Genomic DNA, 1,947 nt, shown 5'->3' on the forward strand with positions numbered 1-1,947 from the left:
GAGTTGCTTGATCATCCTGAAGAACAATTCAATCAACCACCTCAGACGATACGCTTCTGCGATTAATTCGGCAGGCACGTCCATCAAATCCGTTGCCAAGCGGAGAATACCGTCACAGTTCTTGCCACCCTTACCGGTGCGTACGTGTGGCGGTACTTTTGTTTTGGTTCACCGGGAATTGGAATTTCGGGGCAGTCGCGTTAGTGACTAACGGATGCGCATCCTGCGAAGATGTCGCAGCATCCTGCTGCGAAAGTTTATCGCTTGGGGCCAATCCGAAAAGGCTGTCGAAAAAGGGGCGGCAGCGGGAGCGTTGCTCCCCGCTGCCTGGCCATTCGTCTTGGCCCCCCGGACAGCGCTCGGGTCGCACTTCTGCGTTGCCCTATCCTCTGCCGGGGCGGATCGTATTGTATAACCTTCTCGGGCATCAAGCAACATTTCGGGCCTGCGCGCGGCGAAGCTGACGCTGAGCGCGGGCGGCCTCTAGCTTTCTGTCTCGCTCTGCGAAAATCTCGTCTTCGTTTCCGGCGAGCTTATCCATTGGCGTAACGTAGCCGATGGCACTGTGGAGTCGGCGAGTATTGTAATGGTTAACGTACTCCGACACTTTACGACGTGCCTCTTCCACCGTCTCTGCAGCCTGAGGACGAACACACTCGCGTTTCAAACTCTGGTGCCACCGCTCGATCTTGCCATTGGACTGAGGATAATAGGGGCTCGTTCGCACGTGCGTGAGACCGCAAAGGCGAACAAACGCCTTAAAGTCTTTAGCGATGAACTGAGGACCGTTATCACTAATGATGCGAGGCGTTACACCAGGGTGCTTTTCCAACGCCCGTTGAACAACGGTCTCGACGTCCAACTCTTTCATCGACTCGCGGATCTCCCAGTGAACGATAAAGCGACTATAGCCGTCCAAAACTGAGCAAAGATAGTAGAAGGTCCCATTAATGTTGAGATAACTGATGTCGACGTGCCAGTGACTGTGAGGCCGTTTTGGCTGAGCAAAACCGGTTCCTTTCTTGGAAACCGTCCGGTTCCAGCGGTCGAGGCGGCCCGCCGATTTCAAGACGCGATAAACGGTGGACGGACTGACTGCCACCACGTCGTTGTCAAGCATCATGAATGCCAGCCGTCGATATCCTTCCCCCGGATGGCGGTCGTAGTATGAGACGATCGCCTCTTTTTCCCAGTCTTCGATCCACCAATCGCGTGGGATTTGCCCGTTGTGCTCATTGGCTTTCCCATACCGCTGCTTCCACTGGTGAAACTTGCTGGTGCTCAGGCCCACCCAGGCAAGCAACCTCTTGGCCGGCAGTTCCGTTCTTACCGTCCAATAATTCACATAGTCAACGAGTTCGTCACGCAAATCATGGGGAACCCAGCGTCCTTTTAGAGCTCCCCACTGGCTTTTTTTGACTTGACGTTCTCCTCCATGAGCTCGGAGATGACCTCGTTCTTGACGGCCAGTTTCTCCTCAAGCAGCTTGATCTTGCGTTCTTTTTGCTCTTGCAAAGCGCGTTTGGCCTGCGGGCGCTGAAACGCCTTCTCCGCCTGGTCTAGCACTTGCTTAACCCATACGTGAATCTGGCTCGGCTGGACTCCCAACTCGTCCGCCAGATCCGACACAGCTTCTTTGCCGGCCAAGTGACGCCGAACGGCGGTTGCCTTTTGTTCAGCCGTAAAGTGTCTTCGGGTTCTCGTCATGGAATAGTCCTCCTTCGGGTGCTACACTAACGCATCCAGGTGGAAATTCCAATTCCATGAGAGGCAAGACACTCCACTTGTGGTCATTTGGTTGATTGCGCGTTGCAGCCTACCGCCGGAAGTTCGGACATGAGCCTGCTAATAATGCGAAGCGTATCGTCGTGGTCGTCGACCGTCGTGTGCGTCGCCTGTGGGACCACGAAGGTGCCTACTTCACGCACCTTTCCCTCATATTGAACA

Annotated in this window: 4 protein-coding genes; 1 reads left to right on the plus strand and 3 read right to left on the minus strand. The window is 54.8% G+C overall.

Going from position 1 to position 1,947, the window contains the following annotated elements:
• On the minus strand, positions 1–84 hold an 84-nt coding region (locus tag D6783_00250; GenBank protein ID RME53963.1), incomplete at its 3' end, for a hypothetical protein.
• A 130-nt stretch (positions 85–214) separates the two neighbouring features.
• Here D6783_00250 and D6783_00255 point away from each other — a divergent pair.
• The gene (locus D6783_00255; protein RME53964.1) at positions 215–415 is read left to right on the plus strand and encodes a hypothetical protein; all 201 of its coding nucleotides are present in this window, start codon (positions 215–217) and stop codon (positions 413–415) included.
• A 12-nt stretch (positions 416–427) separates the two neighbouring features.
• Here D6783_00255 and D6783_00260 read toward each other — a convergent pair whose 3' ends face one another.
• Together D6783_00260 and D6783_00265 are read right to left on the minus strand one after the other, a co-directional pair.
• On the minus strand, positions 428–1,318 hold the full coding sequence (locus D6783_00260) for an IS3 family transposase (protein ID RME53966.1): 891 nt from the start codon (positions 1,316–1,318) through the stop codon (positions 428–430).
• A 74-nt stretch (positions 1,319–1,392) separates the two neighbouring features.
• Positions 1,393–1,707: a transposase gene (locus D6783_00265; GenBank protein ID RME53965.1), complete on the minus strand. Its 315-nt coding sequence runs from the start codon at positions 1,705–1,707 to the stop codon at positions 1,393–1,395.
• Positions 1,708–1,947: the final 240 nt, after the last annotated feature.

The sequence above is a fragment of the Candidatus Woesearchaeota archaeon genome (genome assembly GCA_003694805.1).
Taxonomy (GTDB): domain Archaea; phylum Nanobdellota; class Nanobdellia; order Woesearchaeales; family J110; genus J110.

Bases quoted from the DNA above. Each gene is read 5' to 3' on its own strand.
- D6783_00255 (RME53964.1), top strand. From the start codon at position 215: ATGCGCATCCTGCGAAGATGTCGCAGCATCCTGCTGCGAAAGTTTATC.
- D6783_00265 (RME53965.1), bottom strand. From the start codon at position 1,707: ATGACGAGAACCCGAAGACACTTTACGGCTGAACAAAAGGCAACCGCC.